The organism is Paenibacillus sp. cl130 (genome assembly GCF_900116035.1).
GTDB lineage: Bacteria > Bacillota > Bacilli > Paenibacillales > Paenibacillaceae > Paenibacillus > Paenibacillus polymyxa_B.
Map to the genome: position 1 here is coordinate 206,756 of NZ_FOYG01000003.1, position 21,751 is coordinate 228,506.

A 21,751-nucleotide genomic window follows, 5' to 3' on the forward strand; every position below is an offset into this window, starting at 1 on the left:
ACATTGTCGGAAACAGAAAAGAAAGATGCATTGCAAGTGTTAAGAAGGAAAAAAAGATTGAGAGGGATCATAGGTATTCTTGTCTTGATCATTATAGCGGGAATTGGAAGTTTTGTTTATATGAAAAAGGGGCAGGAAAAGCCCGTGGAGAGTCCTGCGAACCAGATTGTACAGGTACAGAAAACAAACATGACGGATTCGCTTAAAGTGACTGGGACCGTTCAGGCTTCCAAGGAAGTAAATATTAATTTTACAAATGTCGAGGGTGCCAAGCTCATCGCTGTCAATATCAAAGCAGGAGATAGTGTCAAAGCAGGTCAGGTTCTAGCACGATTAGATGATTCGGATGCCAGGCTGCAAATTAAGGATGCCGAATCCAATGTCGCGATTGCAAGGGCCAAGCTGGAGGAAGCCAAGCGCGGACCCAAAACCAATGATATCGAGCTCCAGAAAACCAATGTCTTAAAGGCACAAATGGCGATTAAAACAGCCAAGAACGATATGGAGTTAGAGGAAGCCGCTGCACAAAAGGTGGCAGTCAAGGTGACTTTGGATAAGGCCCAGAAGGATTATGATGACCAGGCTTATCTGGTTCAGAATGATGCGGCAGCAGAAAGTGACCTGGCGACAGCCAAGCAAAATCTGGATAAGGCAAAACTGGATATGAGCAATGCGGAGCTGCAGTACAAGAAGGCACAGACCAAACAGACTGAGGCAATTGAGGAGGCGGAAATGGGCTTTAAAACAGCTTTAATACAATTAAAGGCTGCACAGTCCCCGCCTGAAGCTTCCAACATCCAATCTGCACAGGCTTCTTTACAGCAGGCTGAAACGGCATTAGAGCAGAAGAAAAGTGTCCTGAGAAAATTACAGGTTACGGCACCGTGGGACGGGATCATTTTGAAGGTCAACGGCGATGTGGGTACTAGTCCTACTGCACCTTTTATTGTAATGAATAACTCCAATACAGGCGTTATGAAGGTTCTTGCCAAGGTTAACGAAAGTGATATTGCTAAATTGAAGACCGGACTTCAGGCTACAATGCACTCGAATTCATTCCCGGACAAACAATTTAAAGGCGAAGTACGCTTTGTTTCTCCAGAGCCGGTTACCGAATCTAATGTGACTACATACAAAATTGAATTGTCTTTGGATAGCCAAAAAATAAGGCTGCAACCGGGGATGAACATGGATGTATCACTCCTCTTGGCTGAACGTAAAGATGCGCTGTCTGTTCCATTGTTTGCACTGAGATCTGAAGGTGGAGTGGACGGAGTATATGTAGCGAAGAACCCAGCAAACCCTGCAGATTATGAATTCAGACCTGTGAAGCTGGGTGTTTATACAGCGGATCAAGCCGAAATCAAGTCAGGTGTTAAGGAAGGCGAGACCATTATTATTCCGCCTCAGGACGGTGCTGGTTCGAATGGCAGTCAAGAGGGCCAGGACCCTGATGGGGGTCAGGCACAATGAAAGAAGTCCAATTAAATAAAAACGTTATTGAAATTAAAGCATTAAAAAAAATATATGAGGTAGGCGGGCAGGAGATTCAGGCTCTACGTGGTGTGAATTTATCTATTAGCGAAGGTGAGTTTGTTGCCATAATGGGTCCCTCTGGTTCGGGTAAGTCCACCATGATGAATGTCATTGGTTGCCTCGATCATCCTGATACCGGGAAGTATTATCTGGATGGGTATTCCATATTGGATGCTCGTGAGAACGAGCTTTCCGAGATTCGAAATCAGAAACTGGGTTTTGTGTTTCAAAAATTCTATCTACTTTCCCGAACTACAGCATTAGCAAATGTAGAGCTACCTATGATGTATGCAGGTATACCTGCCAAGGAACGCCGGGAACGAGCAGTGGAGGCGCTTCGAAGTGTAGGCCTTGCAGAACGGATGTACAACAAACCTAACGAGCTTTCTGGCGGTCAGCAGCAACGTGTCTCTATTGCGCGTGCGTTGGTGAATAATCCTGTTATTCTGCTGGCGGATGAGCCAACGGGGGCACTGGATACGAAGACGAGCGTCGAGATTATGGAGCTATTTCAGGGTTTGAATGAGCAGGGGAAAACCATCGTCTTGGTTACTCATGAGCTGGAAATCGCTGAATATGCCAAGCGGTTGATCAGCTTTCGGGATGGAGATATTGAGCGTGATGAAAGCATTACCAATAGAAGAATTTCATCAAGGATGGCGAGCCTATGAATTTGATGGAAACGATCCGTGTATCAATTAATAGTTTAACGACCAATAAGCTGCGCTCCTTTTTAACGATTCTCGGTATTATTATCGGGGTGGCAGCGGTTATTGCCATTATGGCGATCGGAAACGGCTCTACAGCCCGCATAAAAGCAGAAATTAATAAATTAGGGAATAACGTATTGATGGTTGCTCCAGCTATGACAATGGTCGATGGTGAAATAGATTTGGACAACACGCCCTCGTTTACTTGGGCTGATGTCGAGGCGTTGGAACAAAAGAATTCTATAGATGCATTGATGCCAAATATATCGAGCAATTCAAAAGCTGCGTGGGGGCGATATAACTATAACGCTACTATTGTAGGGACTTCCACTTCATTCTATAAGGTCAAAAAGTTTTCCTTTGCTGAGGGCAGAACATTTACCAACGATGAGATGGATAAACGCATGAATGTCGCCATTCTTGAAAGCCAAGCGGTTCAACGTCTTTTTGGTGGAGATACCCAAAATGTATTGGGACGAACGTTTCAAATTAAACAGATTCCTTTCAAGGTGATCGGAGTATTGAATACTCAGCCAGTTACGAACTTAAGCTATAGTACTAATGAACAAATTTACATCCCTGCTACAACCATGATGAACCGTCTGGGTGAGAAAAACATTACGGGATTGGACGTGTCTGCCAAGTCACCAGCTTTGATGGATCAGGCTCGTCTAGACATATTGGAAAGCTTGCGTGTGACGCATCAGCTAAAACCCTCGGAACCGGATCAATTTCAAATTATGAGTCAGTCAGAGGCAGCAGGTGCAGCTTCCGGTGTAGATAATATCATGACCAGCTTACTGGGTGGTGTAGCCGCGATATCGCTCGTGGTAGGGGGAATCGGAATTATGAATATTATGATGGTTTCGGTTATAGAGCGTACAAGAGAAATCGGTATTCGGAAAGCCATTGGTGCCAAGCCGAGAGATATTATGATTCAATTTCTATCTGAAGCGGTCATCTTTGGTCTGTTAGGAGGTACAATCGGGGTTGTAACAGGCATAGGAGCGTCCAAAATAATCGAAGCAACGACACATATGACCATTGAATTTACGATCTCGCCTATTATATATTCGTTTCTTAGCTCTGCGGGCACAGGCATCCTATTTGGAGTATACCCGGCTTATAAAGCAGCAAGTTTAAAGCCTATAGATGCATTGAGATACGAATAATTTCAATTGGCACATGGTCGCAAAATGAAACGTAAACAGCTTCTAGATTTTTGGAGGAACATATACTAATGGAAAAAAGCTATACGCATAATAGAACCAGAGCTCATCGGATGAAGAGAAATAGAAGAAGACTACTGTTTATTATTATCATTTGTATTGTTCTAATTATTTTAAAACTCTTTGATATCTTTAGTAGTAAACAACAGCCGGTATTAAATAACGAATCCAAAGGGAGCGAATCACCTCTAAAAAATGTTTCGGGTGTTGAAGATGCAGCATTTGTTGAAAAATACTTGAATCAGCAAATGCAAGGACATCGGCCTGAGGGGATAGACGGTAAAAAAGTAGTCTATTTATCTTTTGATGATGGCCCATCGGTCACCGTAACGCCTAAGATATTGGATGTTCTTAAAGAAGAAAATGTGAAAGCAACGTTTTTTGTGGTAGGAAAGGCAGTAGAAGAAAATGAAGTGGCTAAAAAAATAACAAAAAGAGTAGTTAAAGAAGGACATGCTATCGGAAATCATACCTACTCACATGACTACAGTTATTTATATCCTAATCAAACTGTGAATTCGAGCATTTTTATGAAGGATATTGAAAAAACAAATCAAGTTTTAAAGCAAATATTGGGGCAGAATTTCTCCACAAGAGTAATTCGTTTTCCAGGTGGCCATATGACATGGCAGAGAAATGATCCCAATGGTATGGAAGTGCTGGACAAAGCTCTACATGATAAGGATTACCATCAGATTGACTGGAATGTGTTACCTAAAGATGCAGAAGGTGCACCTAAGAATGCTGAACAATTAATTCGCGAATTCATAAGGAACATGGGGACTAGAGAAAAAGCAGTTGTACTCATGCATGACACTTATGGGAAAGAAGAAACTGCCAAAGCCTTGCCTGAAATCATAACATATTTAAAAAAGCAGGGATATGAATTTAAGACTATAAAGTGACTTACCGATTCCAATCAAAACAGAAGGGACAAGCAGTAATATGGATATTAAAGATGTGGAGGATCAATATTTATCTTGCAAATCAGATCTCTTTGGCTATCTATTAAGGATATTGCATAACAAACAGGATGCCGAAGATTTGTTGCATGAGTGCTTTATTCGGTTTATAAGAGCTTCACCTGACTTGCCTCAAGATCGTATTCGGTTTTACCTTTTGAGAATTGCCAAAAATTTAGCTATAGATTTAATCAGAAAACGAAAAAAGATGGATGAATACAACTTACGCAAGGAACTGCTTTATTATCACTGGGATATCCTCGATTTTGAAATTCAGGAGGAGGTCAATCGAATTCTTTTGATGGCAAGTAATACCGAGCAAAGGACGGTACTTGAATTGCGTTTAGTCCGAGGATACTCCATAAAAGAAACGGCTAGAATCTTAAACAAGAGTGAAAATTCAGTAAAGTCTTCGCTGCACAGAGCTTCAAAACGCATTAAATTAAGATATATTTCCTGAACTGATTTGGACGACAGCAGACAATCTTTTATTCAGCAAATCGAAAGTACTAAATCTAAGAAAAAGAATAATTTCCGAAAGAGGAGTAGACATAGAGTCTGCTCCTCTTTCGTTCGATACAGAGATAAAGCAATAAGATCGATATTTTCCACCATAATAGATAATAAATATCCCCTTTTTTTGGATTGTTTCTATTTATAATGAAAACGCACCCATAACAATCAAAGGAGCTGATTTGTTTTGACACGTAACAAACGCTTAAGAAGATTGTCCACCGCCATGTTAACGGTGCCTATGCTCACGATGTTCGCTTCAGGTGCAATGGCAGAGCAGGAAATGAACGGACATAAGCCTCCGGTTTCTACTGGAAGCGGCGTATTTTATGAAATTTATATCAATTCTTTTTATGATTCGAATGGAGACGGACACGGTGATTTGAAAGGAATCACACAAAAACTTGATTACTTAAACGATGGCAAACCCCATTCGGGTAAGGATTTGCAGGTCAGCGGCCTCTGGCTTATGCCCCTTAATCCATCTCCAAGCTACCATAAATATGATGTAACTGATTACTATCAGGTGGACCCGCAGTATGGGAGTCTAAATGATTTCCGCACCTTGATGAAAGAAGCGGACCGAAAGGGCGTCAAGGTGATCATGGACCTTGTTATCAATCATTCGAGCAGCGAGCACCCATGGTTTAAGGAGGCCAGTGCCAACCCACAAAGCAAATACCACGACTATTACGTATGGGCGGATGAGAACACAGATCTGGAAGAAAAGGGCTCGTGGGGTCAGCAGGTATGGCATAAGAACCCGAATGGCGAAGGGTATTTCTACAGTACATTCTGGTCGGGCATGCCGGATCTGAACTTTGACAATCCCGAAGTCCGCAAAGAAATGATCAAAGTCGGCAAGTATTGGCTGCAGCAGGGTGCAGACGGGTTCCGGCTTGACGCGGCGATGCATATTTTTAGAGGACAGACGAAGGATGGTGCGGATAAGAACATCGCATGGTGGAATGAATTCCGTTCCGAGATGGAGAAGGTAAATCCAAATGTATATCTGGCAGGAGAGGTATGGGACAAACCGGAGACCATAGCTCCTTATTACGGACCGCTCCATTCCCTGTTTAATTTTGACCTCGGTGGAACGATTTTGAACTCCGTGAAAAACGGCCGAGATCAGGGTATCGCGGCATTCGCCGAGAAAACGCTGCAACTGTACAAATCGTATAATAAGGCGGCACTCGATGCTCCGTTCCTGAGCAACCATGACCAGACCCGTGTCATGAGCGAAGTGGGCGGAGATGTGCGAAAAGCCAAGCTGGCTGCTTCCATTCTTTTGACGCTTCCGGGTCAGCCGTTCCTCTATTATGGGGAAGAAATCGGCATGAAGGGAGAGAAGCCTGATGAGTATCTTCGTGAGCCTATGCGCTGGTACAAGGGAGATGGCCCTGGTCAAACGACGTGGGAGAAACCCAAATACAACACAGGCGAGGTATCAGTGGAAGCGCAGCTGAGGGACGATGATTCCCTGCTGGAAAGCTATCGCACACTCATCCGTCTGAGGGAAGAACATGAAGCTTTACGCAGCGACAGTCTGCAACCTATACAAGCAGGTTCTGCCAGCGTGACCGCATTTAAACGTACTTCAGGCAAAGAAACACTATATGTATATCATAACCTGTCTGGAGAGCCGGTTACCCTGCAGATGAAAGATTTCGATAAGGGTAAATGGAAAGTGGTCTTCTCCACCTCAAAGAATGTAAAGGTGAAGAAAGGAACAGTTACAATTCCGGCTTACAGTTCTCTAATTACCGAAGAAGACAGAAAGAGCTGAATATACGGCAAAATTACTGTTCAGATGAAGCAGGATATATATCGATGAATCCAGTTTGGGGTGTTAACAGCACCCCATTTTTCTATATAAGTTTTGCTGCATACGAATAGAGGATTTAAAACCGTCAGGAGATCAGTTAAATGTCAAAAAGACAGTTTTTACGACGATTGTGTGTTGAACCGGGAAAATTACTCGTTTCAACTAGACCACTTCGATGTAAAGCACGCCCCTTAGAGTACACACAGGGAAGGATAAATGCATTCTCCAGTGTATATTCCAAGGGGCATTATTTAATACCCTCAATCATAGTAAAGATTGGACGATTCCATATGATTATAAAGGGGGTATGCCTTCCGGTACATTTCGGCTCTTGCTCTTAGCAAGCAACTGCTCATCAAACGGCAGATTCTCTTTGATCGCCCACAGGTCGTCATAGCTGAGAATCCAGCGATCGGCTCTGGACAGATCCTGCCGGCCGGAGCCGGGGTTGTGGAAGCCGATGCAGTGCATTCCTGCGCTTTTGGCTGCCTGGACACCGTTCTGTGAATCCTCAATAACGATGCAATGGGCCGGTGCAATGCCTAGCTGTTCGGCGGCGTATAAGAAAATGTCCGGTGCCGGCTTACCCTGCAATACCTCTTCACCGGTGATTCGAATGTCGAAGTAACGGCCAAGTCCTGTCTTTTCCATAATGAGATCAATTAGCGCTCGTGGAGAGGAAGAGGCTACCGCGACCGGAATCCCTTTCTCTTGCAGCCAGTCCAGCCACCGTTCCAGTCCGTCGATCGCCACAAGGCCCTCGTGTGCAATCATCGTCTGCATCACATTTTTTCGGTGATAGGTCAGGGCCTCTTCCACCGTATTGGTGAGCTGATGTCTGTCCAGTACCTGACGCCACATAGATTCGAGTGTCACTCCAACATAGGTATGGTGCTCTTCTTCCGTCATGGACGCACCGAAATGGGCAAAGGAGCTGCGTTCAACTTCAAAATAAATCGGTTCGCTGTCTACCAACACCCCGTCCATGTCGAAGATGACCGCTTTGACTGGAACGGACGCTGATGGGTCTCCTGTGCATTCATGATTCGTCGGTGTAACATGATGAATGCTCGTCATGTCCATTCTCCCCCTTGTTAGTAGCTAAATTTAGTTGCCCGAGCCATTCGATTGCAGCACAATCTTGATCGCCTGAGACGAAGGCTGAAGTGTCCGTTCGCTGATATTGCATCCAAGTGTCTTAAAGGCTTCATGGTAGTCATCAAGCGGATACGAGTGGGTTATGATTTTTTTGGCGGGAATGATCTGCTGCTCAATCAGGTAATGCGCCGTGGAGAACGTGCCCAGAGAATCAATCGAGCCGATGATTTTAAGGCTACGGTCAACGACCTCTTTCGGATTAAACGAGCTTATCCCATCTCTCAGCCCCACCAGCATCAAATACCCGCCGCTCGCAAGCTGGCTTAATACCTCAGTGCCGACCACTCCTGTGGTATCCACAATCATGTCCACCTGATTCTTTAACGGAGCTAGCTCATGAATGGCCGACTCCAGTGTGGCGTGCGCGGACCATCGCTCAGGGGCAATGGAATCCGCTATGGCGAGCCGCTCCTCCGAGATGTCAACGAGGCAACCAGTTACACCTTTCGAAGCAAGAGCATAGCTGTACAGAATCCCGATCGGACCTGCGCCTAGAATAACGGTTGTGAAGTTCGGCAGCAGGTTAATCTGGTTGATCCCGGTTAGCATACAGCTCAGCGGTTCGGTCAGCGTCGCTTCTTCGTAGCTGATATGATCCTTCAGCTTGTACAAAAAACGGTCCTCAGTCACATAATAATCGGTGAACGTACCGTCGGCGCTGACTCCGGTCTCTGTTACGGCTTTATGTGTGCAATGATTCTGTCTTCCTGTCCGGCACATTTCGCATTGACCGCAGTAATATGTTGGATCAATCACCACACGGTCCCCAGGCTGCAGTGAACTGACGGCTGATCCTACAGCGATCACATCCCCCGCTGATTCGTGGCCCAAGATCGTGGACGGCACGGCATGATATTTGCCACTGATGATGCCTAAATCCGTACCGCATACGCCTGTCGCCCGGATCCGGACGAGTACATCGTTATCTTTTTTAATCTCCGGGACAGGTCTTTCCTCAAGTGCGACATCCCAAGCTGATTTGTATACCAGTGCAAGCATAAATAGTCCTCCTTTTGCCTGTTAGGCAGATGGTTAGTGTAGGGTGGTCAGAACAGTGTCAAGCCGCTTAACAATTTCGACAATCTCATCTTCCGTAGCCGTGAGGGAAGGTCTCACTTTGACCACATTGCCATAACCGTAACGGGAGCCTCTGAGAATTAGCTGCTGTTCGGCAAAAGCGCGGTCGATAATCGCATTGCTCTTAACTGCATCTGGGGCATTATCCTCGTCGACAATTTCCAGTCCCCACATCAATCCGACGCCGCGAGCCTCACCGATGATGCAATCGTGCTTGTCGGCCATCTCCGTCAGCAGGGTTCCGAGCAGGCTTCCTTTGGACCGAACGGCTTCCAGAAAACCGGGCTCAGATACAACCTCCAGCGTGGCTTTGGCTGCCGTAACCGAGATTAGATTGCTGCCTGAGGTGAAGGAGTGCTCGTGCTTCTCCAGGACATTAAGCCGAGACTGCATTAATACCGCTGCTACCGGTACACCAATGCCGCCGAGACCCTTGGCGAGAGTAATGATATCTGGCTGGATATCCAACAACTCACTTGCGAACATGTAGCCTGTCCGCCCAATCCCGGTCTGCACCTCATCAGCGATCAGGATCAGCCCATACTCGTTGCACAGCTGACGGAGCCGCTTAAAATATCCTGCAGGTGGGATGATATTGCCTCCGTTGCCCAAGATGGGTTCAATAATCATGCAGGCCACAGAGCCTGAGCTTGCATACTCAATGGCATCCGATATGGCTTCGACGCATTGATAACCACACTTGTCAGGCGAAGAATTAAACGGGCAGCGATAGCAGTAGGGAGCAGGTACATGCAGGGAATTTGCTGCAGCCGAGTTGGGAAATTTCCTCCGCCGGAAGGCGTTGCCGGATATGCCTGTTGCGAACTGGGTCTGCCCATGATGGGATAAATACAGGCTGATTATATCGAGCGCTCCTGTATATTTCTGGGCTAGCTTCACAGCGCATTCGTTCGCCGTGGAGCCGGTAATATCTCTCATCCATCCCGCGTCGATGCCGTTCGGCGTATACTGAATCAGATGATCCAGGACTTCCTCGACGTAAGGCTCGGTAAAGGATGAGGACATGTGGGCAAGATTGGCGACTTGTTCCTGTACCTTGGTGACGACATGAGGGTGATTATAACCGAGCGATAGATTGAAGGTGCCAGACACGCCATCCAAATATTCCTTACCGGAATCGTCAATCAGAGTAATGCCTTTTCCGTATCTGAAGCGTTCTTTGGTTAAGGTATGCACGATGTTTCCCTCCATATCAGAATATACATTCTCATTAAGTACATTCTTTAAAAATTGTACTGCCCTGCTACAACATAACGCGGCGGGCCTCACCTCCCTCAAGAATAAAGAATCTCATCCTTCCTTGCCCTGATGGACAAGGGAGTCAACTACCCGTCTGCTCCTGCCATTCCACAGATGCGAGAGAATGACTGCCAGCAGTAAAATTAGGCTGAAAGCCGCCAAAATCCAAAGGGTAGTCGTCACCGACCATTCGCTCATGCTCCAGCCTGTTACATATTGAAGAACTGCTCCGCCAATTCCGCCTGACGCAATCAGAATGCTGGTCGTTCTCTCGGTCATTCCCGGAATCAGCAGGTTCGCATAGACGAGGGCAATACAGAAGAGACCGGACATGAATAACCCTGCACCAAAAATCAGAAGGTATGTAGCCCACTGACTGGATACAAACGCCATTGCAACCAGAAAGCAGAAAGTTCCGATTCCGCTCCACAGCAGGAAAGGAATATATCCTGCTGACTCAGCAATCTTCCCTGAGAACATGCGGCCGATGATCATCGCAATCCAGAGTATGCTAACACCCAACGAGGCTACGGATTCCCGAATCTGCAGGGTCTCGATCAGAATAGAGGGCAGGAAGTTCATGAGCCCCAGTTCAAGCCCCATGTAAACAAAGAAGAATACAATGAATATTCCCAGTAACACACGGTGCTGTACCGAGTACCGGGCTTGTTCGACCGATCGCTCAGAGGTTTGGAGATCTGCTTGGATAAGGTGGGAAGAGGAGGAAGCAGGCATGGTAATCCAGAACAGTCCCAGAATAAACGTCAGAAGGGAGATGGTGTAGAAGGTCAGATACCACATTCCAAGCCAGATATACAGGCTTACCACTGCGGGAATGAGCAGTGCACCAAGTGCAAAATAGACATCCAGCTTGGACATGGCTACGGCTTTCTGCTCTTCGGTGAACTCAATCGTGAACGCTCCGATGGACGACTCAATGATGCCTGAGCCGAAGCCAACCCAGATGGTCATCACGATAACCCAGGTCCATGAGGGGAGTACACCCAAGAAGGCATACCCTGCCACGATACTAACCAGAGCAATGGACAGCATAGACTTGCGACCGATGTGTAGAGCCATGAAGGGGGAGAACAGAACGCCGACAAGAAATCCGAAAAACTGAAGGAACAACAATAATCCGCCATCGCTGTACCCCCGTCCATAGTAAGGCAGTAGAACCGGCAGTAATGCTCCAAGCACCACACTAGTAATGCCGATTAGCAGATAGAAAGCACAACTTAAAGCGAATAGTCTCTTCAAGGTCCGTCCCTCCATAAGTCTATATTTTTTATATGGATTCTGTTGCTTTACTAGATTATACCTTTTTATTGGAAATGTATATATCTCTTTATATAAAAAATGTAAAAATAATCGTTCGACAATTTTACACGTATTTGCTTAATCTAGTTAAGGCGAAACTTGGTTATCTGAAGAAACTGCAAGCGGAAGGGAGAAATAAGATCAGCCCAAATTGTTTTCGGGCGCCAAACCGCTCATAATTGAGGCATAACTTTGTGTTTGCAAAATTAGGTTAGTAAGGATACCTAACAGTGGTTTTACTTAATACAACTATGATTGATAGGGTAGGAAAAAGAATGTTAAACCGCTTACAATTCAAAAGGGAGAGGGAATTTTATTCGAAAGTTGAGAAGGAGAAAAATGAAGAGGAGAAGAAGGAATGCAGTGCAGCATAATTATCAATAGTCATGTGTACGGCTTTTTTGAACTTTACAACAAAAGGAGTCTACCAAAATGAATTTTTATTTGGAAATCCCGGAGCTTGACCGACATTTTCCTTTCCGGAGCTTTATTAATAAAGGTGACGTGCTTTGCTATCCTCATTGGCATAAAGAAATTGAAATTATTTATGTGACTCAGGGAACCTTGGATCTGGGAATTAACGATATTTCGATACGGATGAAAAAAGGTGAAGTTCAGTTTATAAATGGGGGTGATGTTCATTATTTTTTGGCTTCTCCCGACAGCGAACGGGTGGTTATTCAATTTGATCTGAGCTTTTTTCAAGAGGTTTCCACATTAAGTGATCAGAAACGCCCTCTTAGATATATATTTACGGAGATGGAGCAATCAAGCTGGAACTGGCCAGAAGAAACAGCAGCTAAAATGCTTCCTCTGATTCAAAGCATTTATGATGAGAACGTCAACCACCACGAAGGTCATGCTTATATGATCAAAGCCAAGCTGTTTGAGATGTTGACTCTTATTATGCGTGAAGTGCCGAGAAGCATGACGCCAAGGCTTTCTGAAATCTCTGAAAGAACCTTAACACAATCAAAGGACACCCTTTATAAACTGGAACGTATTTTTGAGTATGTGGAATGCCATTATCATGAAACCATCTCGCTGAAGAATGTCGCTGATTATATGGGTTTCAGTCCCTATTATTTCGCCAGACTGTTTAAGAAGAATACGGGGATGACCTTTGTAGCATTTTTGAATGATTACAGACTGAATAAGGCAAAATGGATTTTGTTGAATGAAAACAATCCGATCACTGAGGTCGCAGAGGCAGCAGGATTCAGTAGTGTAAAGACGTTTCATCATCTCTTTAAGGAAGCGACAGGAACATCACCATTGAAATACCGCAGGACAATATTCGGGAATAATACAGCAAGAAATGAGGAGGAAAGCTTTTCATGAGATTTGTATGATAGAGCTATCCGACGAAGTGAAGGGAGAGTTACGAGGACATTAAAATTTATGGATCCATGAGCAACCGCTTGATATGCGGTAGGCTTAAATCAGAAGTGGAGGAAGATGAAAATGGGCAATCGTATATACAATGTAGTCATTATCGGTTATGGAGGCATGGGAAGCTACCACGTTCAATTGATCGAATCTAATCAGCAACTTGCCGTTGGCGGTGTATATGATATTGTCGATTACCGAATGGAACTGGCTGCGGCTGCTGGCTATAAAACCTACGCTAGCCTGGATGCCGTTCTGGCCGATCAGGCCGTGGATATTGTTTTGATAGCAACACCTAATGATGTTCATAAGGAAATCGCGATCCAGGCGCTACAAGCTGGAAAACATGTCATTTGCGAAAAACCAGTTACGATAACGAGCGCGGATTTCTTGGATATTGTTGAGGTGGCGAAGAAAGAAAATCGTGTGTTTACGGTACATCAAAACCGTCGATGGGATGAAGACTTCCGAATTATAAAAGATATAATTGGCAATAAGACCGTAGGCGAGCTTTTCCAGCTGGAATCGCGAGTTCAGGGGGCTAATGGGATTCCAGGTGACTGGCGGCAACTAAAGGCGTATGGAGGAGGAATGCTGCTGGATTGGGGAGTACATCTATTGGACCAGCTGCTTCAGATTACGGACAGCAAAATAGAAAGCGTAGCTGCTACCCTAAGCTATATTTTGGGGACTGAAGTGGATGACGGCTTTACCAGCTTTATTGAGTTCAAGGACGGCCTGACAGCAGTCATTGAAGTGGGTACAACCAATTACGTAAAGCTGCCGCGCTGGTATATTAAAGGAACCGAAGGAACCGCAGTGATTAGGGATTGGGATTTGAGCGGAGAGATCGTCACCCGAAATCCAGATGTCGCTCACGTGGAACCCAAGCCGATTCAAGCAGGTCAAGGATTGACGAAAACGATGGCGCCGCCATCTGAGGAATCCACCCTTAAGTTCCCGATTGAGAAAATACCTGCTGCTGCAGAAAGCTTTTATGAAAATTTTGTCTCCACCATCGAAGGAAAAGCGGAGATTGCAATCAAAAGCGAAGAAGTACACCGTGTATTGGTGCTGATTGAGACGATTTTTGAGGCGGGGGCAACCAAAAGCGTGATTCGAAGAACTATTTAGATCTGCTGCTTTATTTTCGATCCGTCATAAGAGAGATATATAGGAGCCTGGAGAGAACCAAACAGATTTATTTAATGAAATTTTGGGATGCATTTAAGTAATCAGAAACCTTTGAAATGGTGAGCAAAATAATTTTGCCCACCATAAAACACAAGCGGGTATCGCTCCACAACCGAATTCTATTGCTTGATCATTTTTAAGTTGCTGAGATTTTGAATAGGTTTAATTTACACGAAAAAGAAAAAGATGTTTTACATAAAATCCGCTATTTCCTCCTTATAAATCAACATATTCCACTCTAAATTCTTCCATAAAAACATAAAATAATCCATGAAAGTGCTAGAATAATCATTTGTATGAGAAAGAGGAAGGGAGAGATCGTTTATTGTACTGTGCGACCAGAAGAATATAGATGAAGGGACGTAGAGAATGAGGAGTTATAAACGAAGATCTTGGAAACGCTTATTTTTACTCATGATCACGGGGATACTTGTATTAACATCAGTAAGTGTTGTTACGCCGATCAATGCTGATGAATCGCCTAAAAACGTTACAAGTACATCAGTAAAACTTTCATGGAAAGCCTCCGAAGACATCTCCAATGGTAGTAGAGTATCAGATTACGATCTCTATAGCAACGGTTCTCTCATCAAGCAGAATATCTCCGATGCAACATATGCCAATCTGCCGAAGAACCTTGATTTGACAGCCCTTCCAGACAACCAAGCGATAGTTTACTATTTTAAGAAAAGCCGTGGCTGGAGCGATGTAAATATCCACTATGCTCCCGATGGTTCATCCTGGACATCCCCGCCGGGTATCAGCATGAATGAAAACGCTTGCTTGGATTGGGCCAAAAAAACTATTGATCTTGGCTCCAAAACATCGATGAAAGCAGCATTTAACAACGGCTCTGTCTGGGATAATAATAAAGGCGCTGATTATCATTTAGCTGCTGGTTTAAGTACCATCAAAGACGGCATCGTCACAACAACAGGAGCTAAGAATCCGTGTAACCCTCCAGTTATTGATTTAGAAGCACCTTCTATACCTCAAGGATTGACAGCCAATGCCGATGGACTACGAATCCAATTAGAATGGGATCCTTCTGTTGATAATGTTGGTGGAAGTGGAATCGGCGGGTATGAGATCATTCGCACAGGAGGAACAAAAGGCAAAAAGGTCTATACGACGACCCGTACTACCTTCCAAGATTCATTATTGGAAGCGAAAACGACATATACGTATACAGTTAAGGCATACGATAAAGCAGAACCAGCCAACAAATCGGAAAGTAGTATTGAGGTGAGTGCAACAACAGGAACTTCATCACCTCCTACTTCAAAGGGAAGCCCGATCGGAACAGATATGCGTGAAGATTCAATTTACTTTGTGATGACTGCCAGATTCTATGATGGGGACCCTTCGAACAACCGAGGTGGTGCGAATCATGTTTCAAGCGGCAATGCAGCCAACAGTGATCCAATGTTTAGGGGCGATTTTCAAGGGTTAATCAATAAACTGGATTATATCAAGGCTCTTGGCTTCTCAGCGATTTGGATTACACCGGTTGTATTGAATCGATCTGATTATGACTTTCACGGCTACCATGGTTACGATTTTTTTCGAGTGGATCCCAGGTTAGAGTCACCAGGTGCAACATACCAGGATTTGATTAATGCTGCACACGACAAAGATATTAAAATTATACAGGATGTTGTGTACAATCACTCTAGCCGCTGGGGTGCAAAAGGTCTATTCACGCCAAAAGTATTCGGTATTCGAGATAATCAGTGGAGCTGGTACTATGACGAACCTCAAGAAGGAATCGAGTACGATGGCCTTCAGCAGAATGACGCAGGCAAGCCGTATAACGGTGACCTATGGTCAACGAAGGAACCGGAGGGCAACACCTGTCGGAATTGGGGAATCCCAATGAACTCAAAAACCTACAATTGCCAATGGCCCAACCCCACCTCTGGCATGTTTCCTTCACAGTACTATCACAGTTGCTGGATCGGCAATTGGGAAGGGGAAGATTCACGGAGTTGTTGGCTGCATGAGGATCTGGCTGACTTTAATACAGAGTCGAAGCCTGTCCAAGATTATTTAATTGAAGCGTACAATCGATTTATAGATATGGGTGTAGACGGGTTTAGGATAGACACCGCTGTGCACATTCCACGCGTTACCTGGAACCGTCATTTTCTTCCTGCAGCGCAGGAGCGGGCGATTGAGAAGTTTGGTGAAAAAGGACGTAATTTCTATATGTTCGGTGAAGTAGGTGCTTTCGTTAACGATAAATGGAACCGAGGTTCTGTGAATCATTCGGCTCAATTCTTCACTTGGAAGGAACGCAAAGATTATAGCACCAATGATGAAGTAGCTGCGTTGGAACAATATCAACACGAAAATAATCTTGGTACAGCCAATCAGCCTTTATCCGATAATGCATTCCTCAAAGGGAATTTGTATCATGAACCGGACCATTCGCAATCCTCCGGGATGAATGTAATTGATATGAGGATGCATATGAATTTTAGTGATGCGAATAACGCATTTTGGAATGGCAAGGATTCGGATGACAGTTATAACGATGCGACCTATAACGTAGTGTATGTAGATAGCCATGATTATGGACCTAACAAATCATCTACCCGGTATACGGGGGGCACGGCTGCATGGGCTGAGAATATGAGTTTAATGTGGACTTTCCGTGGAATTCCAACATTGTATTACGGCTCAGAAATCGAATTTCAGGCAGGCAAGCCAATCGACTGTGGTCCAACATGTCCATTAGCAACCACAGGACGTGCTTACTATGGAAATCATATTGAAGGTACAGTAGTAGCCTCCGATTTCGGACAGGTAGCTTCTGCTTCAGGTTCGGTTGCTCAAACCCTGCAGCACCCACTTGTAAAGCACATTCAGCGACTGAATCAAATTCGAAGAAGTATTCCTGCCTTGCAAAAAGGACAGTATTCTACAAAAGATGTAAGCGGACAAATGGCGTACAAGCGACGTTATACGGATTCATCAAAAGGCATAGACAGTTATGCTTTAGTTACTGTTAGTGAATCAGCTGTTTTTCGGAATATTCCTAACGGCACTTATAAAGATGCTATTACCGGAGACGTCAAAGAGGTCACGAATGGGACGCTCAATCTGGCAGTTTCGGGCAAAGGAAACTTAAGGGTATATGTACTTGATCTCCCGGGTAATCCTGCTCCCGGTAAGATCGGTGAAAACGGGCCTTTCTTGAAGCCTTAATTTTTAAATATAAGAAGCATGGAGGGAATGACATTCCTAGGAGTGTCGGTGGTTTGAGGTTTTAAAAACACACTCATAAACATATGGGTGTGTTTTTTTGGTGTTAAAGTAGCACAGATACCAAGAAGATGTAACATTTGCCGCAGCTTAGTACGTTAATGTAGACACCTTAACGTACTTAAGAGTATTCTTATGTGTACTTAAGAGGGACCCCATTGCAACCAAAACTAATGAATATGTAAGTATATAAAGGAGGCCCATATGTATGAAGTCTCATACCACTGACCGTATTAAAATCCCGCCAGGATTGTGGGCAGGATTATGTCAATTAGGGTTTGGCGCCCACGACGTCGCTCGCAAAGCACGATTGCCGATCACCATTATTACTGAACCAGTAGTCACCACCGCCCAATATTTCGCGATCTGGCAGGCATATTCTGATCTCATTGGTGATACTGCCCAAGGAATCATCAAGCTTGCGACCGTCTTTGATACAGCGAAGTACCCACCGTCCGTCTTAGCGACTTACCACGCTCGGGACTACCGCGACGCTCTAAACCGAATGGCTCGGTACAAACAACTGTGTCCCCCGGAAAGCCTACATATCACTGAGGAGGGCGAGCACTGCACAATTGATTTGGAATGGCTGTCTCCCGAGCAATCTGGTCCGCGGATGCTGGTTGGTATCACGCTGGCTTGTCTTCTGGAGATTGGACGCCGGGGCACAGGTCAACCTTTGACCGCGCAGCTTGTTGAATTTTCGAACTCCATGGGCGATGTACAGGCGCTTGAAGCTTACTTCGGCTGTCGTATCCGGATTGGTGCAAAACGTAACCGATTGACGCTACATCGAAGAGATCTGGGCCGCCCCTTTGTCTCGTACAACGAAGAGCTGCTGGAGATCCTGACTCCTGTTTTGGACCGGTCGTTGGATGAACAGCAGCGCAGCCGCTCAATTAGCGAGATGGTCAAATGGATCATGAAACGTAGCCTTACAGGAGGGCGCCCCGACATTCAGGCTGTGGCGAAGGAGCTCGGTATGAGCGATCGTACCTTGCAGCGCCGGCTTACTGACGAAAACACGAGCTTCAAGCTTCTGTTGACACAAGCTAGACATGAGCAGGCACGAAAGTACTTGGCAGACCCCTCGCTTGATATTAAAGAGGTGGCATTCTTGATTGGATATGAAGACCAGAACTCGTTTTACCGCGCCTTCCGCCTATGGGAGGGTGATACACCTTCAAATTGGCGGACTGAACATCAAGGTACAAACTCGATATCAGGAGCACGCTAGGACTGCCGACTATTCATTGATACAATTCCTAATAAGTTTTGTCATTTGGCGTGTTAAACAAGAACTTTGGCGCATTATACTAGTTACTGGACAATCCAGACAAGATAACATAATCACTATCCGGAGCACAAGACTGTTTTAAAAAAGGAGAAGTGTATTATGGATATGGGATTAAACCATAAAACAGCTTTAGTTACAGGATCAACGAAAGGTATAGGTAAAGCAATTGCCATTGAACTAGCCAAAGAAGGTGTTAATGTACTAATTAATGGACGAAATTATGTAGAGGTAGAACGAACTGTAAATGAAATTAAGTCAGATTTCCCAGCTACCTCTCCTCAAAATGCCACAGCCGATATTGTGGATATTGGACAAAGAGATGCTTTATTCGAAAAATACCCTAATATTGATATTTTAGTTAACAATACGGGTATTTATGAAATTATGCAATATGAGGACGTAGACGATGAAGTATGGGTAAAATACTTCCGCACTAACGTTCTTGCTGCAAATGGATTATCAAAATTTTATTTACCTAAAATGTTGAAAAATGATTATGGCCGCATTATTTTTATTGCGAGTGAAGAAGCAATTATGCCTTCAGGACAAATGCCGCAGTATTGTATGACAAAATCTATGTTGTTATCATTGTCAAAAAGCTTATCTAAATTAACAATAGGAACAGAAGTTACAGTCAATACGATCATGCCAGGACCAACACTCTCTGAGAATGTGCACCAAATCATTGAGAGTATGTATCCTCATGAAGATATGACTTTTTTAGAAAAAGAGAAAGATTTTATGGTTACCAACCTGCCTCAATCTGAAATACAGCGATTTATCAAGCCTATTGAAATAGGTAGACTAGCTACATTTGTATGTAGTCCTTATGCATCTGCATTTAAAGGTTCTCCAATCCGTATGGATGGGGGAATGGTACCGACTATTTTTTAGCGCTTGTGGAGAAGCTTGCTGAAATTAGCGCTGACATTGCGGAACATTATGATAAGATGAAGTCAAACATCACTCGAGGGTAGGATGAGGATCATGAACCATTTTGCTATGTATGGAAAGTTGACGGCACGTCCAGGGCAAAGGGACGCTCTTGCAGACATCTTGCTAGAAGCGGCCGATCTGTTGAAGTCGAATAATGACTGCTATTTGTATATAGTCAATGTGTCAGACGACGACCCGAATGCGGTGTATGTGACCGAACTGTGGAAAGATGCAGATGCCCATGCAGCCAGTCTTAAGAACGAAGAGGTACTGGCGTCGATACAACGCGGCCGACCGTTAATTATCGGAGCGGAGCCCATTAAACTGCGTGCTCTAGGGGGAAAAGGCCTGTAGGGTCATGATGCAATTGCTGCTACCACAGCAGCCGATCACTCGGTTGCTTTTAAGCTAACCAGCAGGATAGTCCTAATGAAACGCTTTTGTAACATGTGAAAGGTTGGCAGATAAAATTGGCCCTGGTATAATAAGGGTAATTCACTAAGGAGAGATTTTTTTGTCTGGAGCTGTTCTTTACTAATCCAATTCCATAAAAAGAGGTTTTCATGCACCTACTATTCGTCTGCCCAATTTTTGTATTACGGGTGGGATTTGAAAGCTTCGGAATTAGTTAAGAACAACGGATATTACCAGATCCTTAGGGATACCTGTTATAATGAGTCCAATCCGTGCTGGTTCAGCGCGGATTTTTTTATGGCTCAAATAGCAGGTGATATGAGGGTAGGAATGACGTATGTTCATTCCTGCCCTTTTCTAATTTTTAGCAAAGGGGGATAGAAGGGAATTACTCCAATTTGGTCAAATACATCCAGACTTCTTGAATGAAAGATTCAATCTAAGTAAATAGAAAGGTGGACAATACATGAAACTTCAAACGAATCGGCTCATATTAAAAACACTTGATCTTAATTTAATCGAAGCAGCAGCCCGACGTGATATAGGTGCTATTGAAGCTTTGGGTTATAAAACCAGTGATGAATGGCCGGGTCCTGATTTCTTTGAAGCTTTACCTTATTTTCGAGAACTTTTGATAAAAAATAATGGCACTAGAGGTTTTGACTCTTGGATCATTGTGGAGAAGGATACCCAAGAAATTGTTGGAGGGATTGGTTTTTTAGGAGACCCTGATCAGAACGGTATGATTGAGATCGGTTTTGCAACGAATGAAAGCCATCGCCGCAAAGGCTATTGCTATGAAGCCGCTCAAAAATTAATAGAGTGGTCCTTAAATCATGAAGAGGTCCAAATCGTAACGGCAAGATGCGTACCTGACAATATCAGCTCTAAGAATTTGTTATTGAAGTTAGGATTTCAAATTGATCACAAAGATGAAGAATTGCTTTATTGGAAATATCAAATGAAGAAAGTAGGAGGGGGTCAGCAGAAATGATCCGTCGAGATCTAGATGACGTAGATTTCATAAGAGCAAATTTAATGGGGCCTAGTTCGATTATCATGCTCGAGGAGCTATCGAAAAATTTGCCTTTGCAGAAAGGAATGCGAGTGCTGGATTTGGGCTGTGGGACCGGACTTACTTCTATCTATCTGGCGCAAAAGTTTGGCATAACCGTGTTTGCTGTCGATTTATAGATTAGTGCAACTGAAAACTATAGAAGATTCAGAGAGTTTGGTTTGGAAAGCCAAATTATCTCCATCCATGCAGATGCCTGCCACTTGCCTTTTGCGGAACAATACTTTGATGCAGTTATAAGCGTAGATGCGTATCAATATTTTGGAGCGAATGAGCAGTACTTAGATGACCATCTTACGCCGCTAGTTAAAGAAGGAGGTAAATTGGCTATAGCGATGTCAGGGGTAAAGATGGAGTTTGATGGGGATATACCCGTGGAACTGCAGCCGTTCTTGTCACTTAGTGAGGTTGATAATCAGTGGCATACATGCGATTGGTGGCGGAAATTATGGGAACCGTCGCCAAATATTTACGTTGAATCGGTAAGAGAAATGAAATGCTTCTCGAAAGCTTGGTATGAATGGCTTCAGTGCAACAACGATTATGCACGTGCTAATTAAAAACGATAGTTCAACGCTATCAAAAA

19 protein-coding genes are annotated in these 21,751 nt (G+C 44.3%); 15 read left to right on the forward strand and 4 right to left on the reverse strand.

Annotated elements, in window-relative coordinates; all coding sequences use genetic code 11:
- Nucleotides 1–3 precede the first annotated feature (3 nt).
- The 6 genes from BM358_RS10330 to BM358_RS10355 all read left to right on the forward strand — a co-directional run bounded on the left by BM358_RS10330 (nucleotide 4) and on the right by BM358_RS10355 (nucleotide 6,739).
- On the forward strand, nucleotides 4–1,473 hold the full coding sequence (locus BM358_RS10330) for an efflux RND transporter periplasmic adaptor subunit (RefSeq protein ID WP_028541308.1): 1,470 nt from the start codon (nucleotides 4–6) through the stop codon (nucleotides 1,471–1,473).
- Nucleotides 1,470–2,207 carry an ABC transporter ATP-binding protein gene (locus tag BM358_RS10335; RefSeq protein ID WP_023988577.1) on the forward strand — a complete coding sequence of 246 codons (738 nt, stop codon included), beginning with the start codon at nucleotides 1,470–1,472 and terminating at the stop codon, nucleotides 2,205–2,207. Before BM358_RS10330 ends, BM358_RS10335 begins: the two co-directional genes overlap by 4 nt.
- Entirely contained in the window at nucleotides 2,204–3,418 is a 1,215-nt protein-coding gene (locus BM358_RS10340) for an ABC transporter permease (protein WP_028541307.1), read from the forward strand. Before BM358_RS10335 ends, BM358_RS10340 begins: the two co-directional genes overlap by 4 nt.
- Nucleotides 3,419–3,486: 68 nt before the next feature.
- Nucleotides 3,487–4,380 (forward strand): polysaccharide deacetylase family protein, encoded by an 894-nt coding sequence (locus BM358_RS10345; protein WP_028541306.1) that lies wholly within the window; start codon nucleotides 3,487–3,489, stop codon nucleotides 4,378–4,380.
- Between the two features lie 40 nt (nucleotides 4,381–4,420).
- Nucleotides 4,421–4,897: an RNA polymerase sigma factor gene (locus tag BM358_RS10350; protein WP_023988580.1), complete on the forward strand. Its 477-nt coding sequence runs from the start codon at nucleotides 4,421–4,423 to the stop codon at nucleotides 4,895–4,897.
- A 240-nt stretch (nucleotides 4,898–5,137) separates the two neighbouring features.
- A complete protein-coding gene (locus tag BM358_RS10355; protein WP_028541305.1) occupies nucleotides 5,138–6,739 on the forward strand; it encodes an alpha-amylase family glycosyl hydrolase in 1,602 nt (533 codons plus the stop codon).
- 333 nt (nucleotides 6,740–7,072) lie between these two features.
- On the opposite strand, the gene BM358_RS10360 is transcribed toward BM358_RS10355, so the two are convergent.
- The 4 genes from BM358_RS10360 to BM358_RS10375 form a co-directional block, all read right to left on the reverse strand.
- Complete coding sequence (locus tag BM358_RS10360; RefSeq protein ID WP_049828399.1) at nucleotides 7,073–7,855, reverse strand: HAD family hydrolase; 783 nt, start codon at nucleotides 7,853–7,855, stop codon at nucleotides 7,073–7,075.
- A gap of 30 nt (nucleotides 7,856–7,885) precedes the next feature.
- Entirely contained in the window at nucleotides 7,886–8,935 is a 1,050-nt protein-coding gene (gene gutB1, locus BM358_RS10365) for a 2-amino-2-deoxy-D-mannitol dehydrogenase GutB1 (protein ID WP_028541304.1), read from the reverse strand.
- A 33-nt stretch (nucleotides 8,936–8,968) separates the two neighbouring features.
- A complete protein-coding gene (locus tag BM358_RS10370) occupies nucleotides 8,969–10,210 on the reverse strand; it encodes an aspartate aminotransferase family protein (RefSeq protein ID WP_023988584.1) in 1,242 nt (413 codons plus the stop codon).
- A 114-nt stretch (nucleotides 10,211–10,324) separates the two neighbouring features.
- A complete protein-coding gene (locus BM358_RS10375) occupies nucleotides 10,325–11,533 on the reverse strand; it encodes an MFS transporter (protein WP_028541303.1) in 1,209 nt (402 codons plus the stop codon).
- A 492-nt stretch (nucleotides 11,534–12,025) separates the two neighbouring features.
- Between BM358_RS10375 and BM358_RS10380 the strand changes: the two genes are divergently transcribed.
- The 9 genes from BM358_RS10380 to BM358_RS26780 all read left to right on the forward strand — a co-directional run bounded on the left by BM358_RS10380 (nucleotide 12,026) and on the right by BM358_RS26780 (nucleotide 21,725).
- Complete coding sequence (locus tag BM358_RS10380) at nucleotides 12,026–12,934, forward strand: AraC family transcriptional regulator (RefSeq protein ID WP_023988586.1); 909 nt, start codon at nucleotides 12,026–12,028, stop codon at nucleotides 12,932–12,934.
- A gap of 117 nt (nucleotides 12,935–13,051) precedes the next feature.
- Nucleotides 13,052–14,116: a Gfo/Idh/MocA family protein gene (locus BM358_RS10385; protein ID WP_028541302.1), complete on the forward strand. Its 1,065-nt coding sequence runs from the start codon at nucleotides 13,052–13,054 to the stop codon at nucleotides 14,114–14,116.
- Between the two features lie 429 nt (nucleotides 14,117–14,545).
- Nucleotides 14,546–17,386, forward strand: a complete 2,841-nt coding sequence (locus tag BM358_RS10390; RefSeq protein ID WP_028541301.1) for an alpha-amylase family glycosyl hydrolase — start codon at nucleotides 14,546–14,548, stop codon at nucleotides 17,384–17,386.
- A gap of 265 nt (nucleotides 17,387–17,651) precedes the next feature.
- Nucleotides 17,652–18,680 carry a helix-turn-helix transcriptional regulator gene (locus BM358_RS10395; protein ID WP_028541300.1) on the forward strand — a complete coding sequence of 343 codons (1,029 nt, stop codon included), beginning with the start codon at nucleotides 17,652–17,654 and terminating at the stop codon, nucleotides 18,678–18,680.
- A 159-nt stretch (nucleotides 18,681–18,839) separates the two neighbouring features.
- Complete coding sequence (locus tag BM358_RS10400) at nucleotides 18,840–19,634, forward strand: SDR family NAD(P)-dependent oxidoreductase (protein WP_028541299.1); 795 nt, start codon at nucleotides 18,840–18,842, stop codon at nucleotides 19,632–19,634.
- Nucleotides 19,635–19,727: 93 nt separating this feature from the next.
- Nucleotides 19,728–20,030: a putative quinol monooxygenase gene (locus BM358_RS10405; RefSeq protein WP_028541298.1), complete on the forward strand. Its 303-nt coding sequence runs from the start codon at nucleotides 19,728–19,730 to the stop codon at nucleotides 20,028–20,030.
- A 526-nt stretch (nucleotides 20,031–20,556) separates the two neighbouring features.
- Nucleotides 20,557–21,084, forward strand: coding sequence for a GNAT family N-acetyltransferase (locus tag BM358_RS10410; protein ID WP_028541297.1), 528 nt, complete (start codon nucleotides 20,557–20,559; stop codon nucleotides 21,082–21,084).
- Nucleotides 21,081–21,284: an SAM-dependent methyltransferase gene (locus BM358_RS26775; RefSeq protein ID WP_231517168.1), complete on the forward strand. Its 204-nt coding sequence runs from the start codon at nucleotides 21,081–21,083 to the stop codon at nucleotides 21,282–21,284. The genes BM358_RS10410 and BM358_RS26775 overlap by 4 nt, the downstream gene beginning before the upstream one ends.
- 42 nt (nucleotides 21,285–21,326) lie before the next feature.
- Nucleotides 21,327–21,725, forward strand: coding sequence for a class I SAM-dependent methyltransferase (locus BM358_RS26780; protein ID WP_231517167.1), 399 nt, complete (start codon nucleotides 21,327–21,329; stop codon nucleotides 21,723–21,725).
- Nucleotides 21,726–21,751 lie beyond the last annotated feature (26 nt).

Excerpts from the sequence above, each read along its gene's own strand:
- BM358_RS10335 (WP_023988577.1), top strand. The coding sequence starts at position 1,470 with ATGAAAGAAGTCCAATTAAATAAAAACGTTATTGAAATTAAAGCATTA.
- BM358_RS10340 (WP_028541307.1), top strand. The coding sequence starts at position 2,204 with ATGAATTTGATGGAAACGATCCGTGTATCAATTAATAGTTTAACGACC.
- BM358_RS10345 (WP_028541306.1), top strand. The coding sequence starts at position 3,487 with ATGGAAAAAAGCTATACGCATAATAGAACCAGAGCTCATCGGATGAAG.
- BM358_RS10350 (WP_023988580.1), top strand. The coding sequence starts at position 4,421 with ATGGATATTAAAGATGTGGAGGATCAATATTTATCTTGCAAATCAGAT.
- BM358_RS10360 (WP_049828399.1), bottom strand. The coding sequence starts at position 7,855 with ATGACGAGCATTCATCATGTTACACCGACGAATCATGAATGCACAGGA.
- gutB1 (WP_028541304.1), bottom strand. The coding sequence starts at position 8,935 with ATGCTTGCACTGGTATACAAATCAGCTTGGGATGTCGCACTTGAGGAA.
- BM358_RS10380 (WP_023988586.1), top strand. The coding sequence starts at position 12,026 with ATGAATTTTTATTTGGAAATCCCGGAGCTTGACCGACATTTTCCTTTC.
- BM358_RS10385 (WP_028541302.1), top strand. The coding sequence starts at position 13,052 with ATGAAAATGGGCAATCGTATATACAATGTAGTCATTATCGGTTATGGA.
- BM358_RS10390 (WP_028541301.1), top strand. The coding sequence starts at position 14,546 with ATGAGGAGTTATAAACGAAGATCTTGGAAACGCTTATTTTTACTCATG.
- BM358_RS10395 (WP_028541300.1), top strand. The coding sequence starts at position 17,652 with ATGAAGTCTCATACCACTGACCGTATTAAAATCCCGCCAGGATTGTGG.
- BM358_RS10400 (WP_028541299.1), top strand. The coding sequence starts at position 18,840 with ATGGATATGGGATTAAACCATAAAACAGCTTTAGTTACAGGATCAACG.
- BM358_RS10405 (WP_028541298.1), top strand. The coding sequence starts at position 19,728 with ATGAACCATTTTGCTATGTATGGAAAGTTGACGGCACGTCCAGGGCAA.
- BM358_RS10410 (WP_028541297.1), top strand. The coding sequence starts at position 20,557 with ATGAAACTTCAAACGAATCGGCTCATATTAAAAACACTTGATCTTAAT.
- BM358_RS26775 (WP_231517168.1), top strand. The coding sequence starts at position 21,081 with ATGATCCGTCGAGATCTAGATGACGTAGATTTCATAAGAGCAAATTTA.